We start from the raw sequence: 4,946 nt of genomic DNA, 5'->3' as shown, positions 1-4,946 counted from the left end.
ATCCTTTAAGCCATTATGAATCTTCTATCCGTACCCCTCTAAAATCGTACTCAATTACTCAGTTACTCAATTACTCAGTTTTATTCTGCCCGTATGTTTCTTCCTGTATAGATAGTATATTATATATTTATATATATATAAAAATATATAATATAAAAAATATACTTTCAATTTGTAACCAAGTTCCAGGTGTAGGGGTCTAGAAAGAAACTGAGTAATTGAGTAACTGAGTAATTGAGTCACTTTTTTGGGTATAGGCCCCATTCTTCCTCCTTGTCTCCACTTTTGAGGAAGCACATGCTTGTGTCAAGAAAATGCGCTCCCTCAGAATGGCAAGTCGTAACCCGGCATTTCTTCCCCGAGAATGAAGCCGGGAAGCATACCTTCCTGCAGATCCATTTTCTCCATCACCTCGATATCCTTGATGCGATGCCGGTAATCGTGGAGAATCGTCTGCGATTCCAGTTCCTCTCTTCTTGCCCTGCTCAGTTCCAGATACTGCTTTTCCTGGTCTATGCCCAGGAAGCGGCGGCCCAGCAGATTGGCAGCGATGCCGGTGGTACTGCTGCCGGCGAATGGGTCGAGAATCCAAGCCCCCGGTTTGGTAGAAGCCAGAATGATGCGAGCAAGGAGGGCGAGCGGCTTCTGGGTAGGATGCTTGCCCTGCGATTTCTCCCATCTTGCGATGGCAGGCAGGCGCCATACATCCGTCATCTGCTTGTCATCATTCAGTTTTTTCATCAACTGGTAGTTGTAATAATGCGGCACCTTCTTCTCCTTTCTTGCCCAGATAACGAACTCGGTGGAGTAAGTAAAGTATCGGCACGAGATATTGGGCGGCGGATTTGTCTTAGCCCACGTAATGACATTCAGGATTTTGAATCCCAGTTGCGTCAGCTTGTTTGCCACGGAGAAGATATTGTGATAGGTTCCCGATACCCAAATGGTACCATCCTCCTTCAGATGTTCCCGGCAAGCCGAAATCCACGCTTCATTAAACTGGTCGATGTGTTCCGGTGAACCGCCCTTATCCCATTCTCCTTTGTCCACGCACACCACCTTTCCGCTCTGCACGCTGATACCTCCATTGGATAGGAAGTAAGGAGGATCGGCGAAGATCATGTCGAACTTGAAATCAAATTCGCCCATCAGCCTGATACAGTCTCCTTGGAGGAGGGTGAAATCATCAGTCCTATGATATATCGCCTTTTTGTTTATCATTTCGGGTGCAAAGGTAATGCAAATATCTGATAAATAAACGATTAGATCATTCTTTAACTTTCGTGATCAAAAAAGATCAATTAGGTTGGATGAAATGGTAGATAGATTAAAATGAATAAGAATCGAAAGTTTTTCATATATTATTTTGTTCTTTCTGAATATTGATGTAAATTTGCAAGGTGATTTTAATTTTTTGTATTGAAAGAAATAAAATTTAGCGAGATATGAAACAATACGAAGCTGTAATAGAGACCTTGAAGAGGTTGGGTGGATGTGCTACATTCGGCCAACTGAATCAGGAGGTGTTCAAGATAGAGGATTGCACATGGAATACCAAGACTCCATTTGCATCCATACGTCGTATTGTACAAGACCGCAAGGAAATCTTTCGCATTCGTCCAGGATTGTGGGCTTTGGAGGAATATAGAAGTCTCTTGGCGGATAGGGGGATTGTGGCACAAGATGCAACTAATTCAGATTCAGAGCAGGTGCAGGAATTCAATCATTCTTATTATCAGGGACTTCTGCTGTATATCGGTAATATGAAGAAACTCGCCACCTACGTTCCTGCGCAGGATAAGAATCGGGAATGCATCAATGTGAAATTGGGGGAAATCTCCACATTGGATAGGGTTCCGCCATTCTCCTATCAGGAATTCGTGAATAGGAGTAGCACGATAGACGTTATGTGGTTTCAGCCTAATTCTTTGGGCAGCGAGGTAATGATGCCCAATAGCTTTTTTGAGGTAGAGCATTCTACGGATATTCAGAATTCTCTCTGTAAGTTTTCTGACCTTCAGAGTTTTAATGCCCGTATGTATATCGTGGCTGATGCCAGGCGCCATGATGAATTTATAGCCAGGTTGAGCCATGATTATTTCAAGCCTATCTCGGATAGGGTGAAATTTGTAAGTTATGATAAGCTTGATAGATATTACGAGGGGCTGATGACGCAAAAGAAGAGTTCGCTTGTTCTCTGATAATAAGATTGGATTGTTATTTTTTCGATAAATAGAAGAGGTATTACAAAAAATCCATTAAACTGCTTGCTGATTTTAGAATGTTTCATTAAATACGAATGATATATTGAATATTTTTTGTATCTTTGCATCCATCAGGAAGATATGTGCAGGCAGAGATAAACGTACTGATACATAACCTGCAGGACAATTTCACAAATATCCAGCAGGCATTTCTAAGTGGAACAAGCATTAAAGAATTGCATTATGACAGAAGATATTTTTAAAGACCTGTGTCTTTGTGGCGAGACTACGAAAGTACAGTTTAAGGAATCGTTTACTTCGCAGAAGGAAATAGCAAAGGAGATGATAGCCTTTGCCAATACCAAAGGTGGAGTAATCCTCTTTGGTGTGGAAGACAAATGTGGCAAGCTTGTAGGTCTGTCATACGACGAGATTCAGGTAATCAGTCGTGAACTTGGCAATGCGGCCAATGAACAAGTGCGACCAACCATCTACATTGAAACGGAGGTTGTGCGCGTGGAAGAAAAGCATTTCCTGATATGTTCTGTCGAGGAAGGCAAAAACAAACCTTACAAGAATCTCAATGGGGAAATATGGGTGAAACAAGGAGCCGATAAACGCCGCATTACAGAAAACTCGGAGATTCTTGCCCTGTTTCAAGATTCAGGCAGCTATCAGCCAGATGCTGCAGGTGTGAACGGTACGACATTTGATGATCTTGACCGCTACGCCATTGACGAATACCTTCAGAAGGTTTATGCCACGACATTAGACGGATTTGGAGGTAAGGCAGAGCAGGTGTTAAAGAATATACATATTCTTAACCATCATGGCGTACCGACACTTGCCGGCTATCTGTTTTTCGGTAAACACCCAGAGTACAATTGTCCAACTTGCATGGTAAAAGCCGTATCATTCTTCGGAAATGACCTCGCAGGCACACAATACCGTGACTCTAAGGAAATATTGGGCAATATGCCACAGCTTTATAATAAGAGTATGGCTTTTCTTAAAGCTAATCTGCACAATGTACAGGAAGAGGGTGCTTCATTCAATACGTTGGGCAAGCTGGAGATAGCGGAAGAAGTTCTGGAAGAAGTTATTCAAAATGCACTGGTGCATCGTGATTTGCTTCGTCCTGCTCCCATCCGCCTTTTCGTCTTTGACAACAGAGTGGAGGTTATCAGTCCTGGAGCTTTGGCTGGTGGACTAACAGAAGAGGATATACGCAATGGTAAAACATATCAACGTAATCCATATATGGCCACCTTTGCCACCAATGCCTTATATTATAAAGGTATTGGTTCTGGTATTGTGCGTATTCTTGCCGAATATCCGGAGATACAGCTAGAAAATGATGCCAGTGCTAAAGAGTTTAAGGTGATTATTAAGAGAATTATCCAAAAGAGAGAAGCTGCTACCCAAAAGAGAGAAGTTGCTACCCAAAAGAGAGAAACTGCTACCCAAAAGGGGCAATTTGAGGATATCGATACTACCCAAAAGAAAGAAATCGCTACCCAAAAGAATTTGGATACTACCCAAAAGAAAGTATTGGAGTACTTTAAAGACAATCCTAAGGCAACCAGAGTAGATGCTGCAAATGCACTAGGTAATATTACGGAGGATGGAGTAAAATTCATTATAGCAAAATTGCAGAAGAAAGGCTTGCTGAAACGTGTTGGTGGAAGAAAATACGGAGAGTGGCTGGTATTCATTTAAAACAAGAAAGAAGAAATCCTGTTTTTGATATTTTGCTTAAAAATATTTGGAGATTTAAGATTTTTGTTATATCTTTGCTTCATCAAAAGAAACATTAATAACTTAGGGATTATGAAGCAGGTAGAAGAAAGATATATCAGTTTGTTGACCGATTTCGGTTTCAAGCGAATTTTCGGATCAGCTCCTAACAAGGATTTGTTGATCTGTTTCCTTAACAGCTTGTTTAATGGCAGACAAGTTGTTATGGACGTGAAGTATCTGAATCCGGAGAACGTGGGCGATATCTACACCGACCGCAAGGCCATCTTCGACGTATATTGCGAAGGAGCAAACGGCGAGAAGTTTATCGTGGAAATGCAGAATGCATACCAGACTTACTTCAAGGATCGTGCCCTGTTCTATTCCACTTTCCCTATCCGTGAGCAGGCTCCTAAGGGTAGTGAATGGGACTTCAAGCTCAACCATGTTTACACAATTGCTTTGCTTAACTTCAATATGAACGAGGATGCCTTCAATAAGGAGGAAATCCGCCATCATGTACAGCTATGCGATACTGCTACGCACAAGATTTTCTACGATAAGCTGGAGTTTATCTACGTGGAAATCGCCAAGTTCAATAAGTCGCTTGACGAGTTGGATACGCTCTACGACAAGTGGCTCTATGCCCTGAAGAATCTCTACAAGCTTACCCAGCGCCCTAAGGCGTTATGCGACAAGGTCTTCGACCGCCTCTTCGAAGAAGCCGAGATTGCAAGATTCACTCCGCAGGAGCAGCGGGAGTATGAAGCCAGCAAGATGGCGTATCGTGATATCAAGAATTCGATTGATACCGCTAAGAGAGAAGGAAAAGAAGAAGGACTGGCTGAAGGAATGGAAAAGGGCATGAATCAGCGAAGCTTCGAAATTGCCAAAAAGATGCTGGCAAAAGGTATGGATGTAGCTACTGTGATGGAAATAACAGGGCTGTCGGCTGAGCAGCTGAAGTTAAAATAGTAGAATGATAATATAAATAGTCTTTCCCGA

The 4,946-nt window shown here is 42.2% G+C and carries 4 protein-coding genes; 3 read left to right on the top strand and 1 reads right to left on the bottom strand.

Annotated features, from left to right (window positions below; all coding sequences use genetic code 11):
* Positions 1-324: 324 nt before the first annotated feature.
* On the bottom strand, positions 325-1,221 hold the full coding sequence (locus DXD25_RS15765; RefSeq protein ID WP_117664329.1) for a site-specific DNA-methyltransferase: 897 nt from the start codon (positions 1,219-1,221) through the stop codon (positions 325-327).
* A 224-nt stretch (positions 1,222-1,445) separates the two neighbouring features.
* Here DXD25_RS15765 and DXD25_RS15760 point away from each other — a divergent pair, with 224 nt between their 5' ends.
* The 3 genes from DXD25_RS15760 to DXD25_RS15750 all read left to right on the top strand — a co-directional run bounded on the left by DXD25_RS15760 (position 1,446) and on the right by DXD25_RS15750 (position 4,916).
* A complete protein-coding gene (locus DXD25_RS15760; RefSeq protein ID WP_117664328.1) occupies positions 1,446-2,201 on the top strand; it encodes a hypothetical protein in 756 nt (251 codons plus the stop codon).
* Between the two features lie 246 nt (positions 2,202-2,447).
* Complete coding sequence (locus DXD25_RS15755; protein ID WP_117664327.1) at positions 2,448-3,923, top strand: RNA-binding domain-containing protein; 1,476 nt, start codon at positions 2,448-2,450, stop codon at positions 3,921-3,923.
* Positions 3,924-4,034: 111 nt separating this feature from the next.
* Positions 4,035-4,916, top strand: a complete 882-nt coding sequence (locus DXD25_RS15750; protein ID WP_117664326.1) for an Rpn family recombination-promoting nuclease/putative transposase — start codon at positions 4,035-4,037, stop codon at positions 4,914-4,916.
* Positions 4,917-4,946 lie beyond the last annotated feature (30 nt).

The sequence above is a fragment of the Prevotella sp. TF12-30 genome (assembly GCF_003436715.1).
GTDB classification, from domain to species: domain Bacteria; phylum Bacteroidota; class Bacteroidia; order Bacteroidales; family Bacteroidaceae; genus Prevotella; species Prevotella copri_A.
This window is presented reverse-complemented; position numbering and strand designations above follow the sequence as displayed.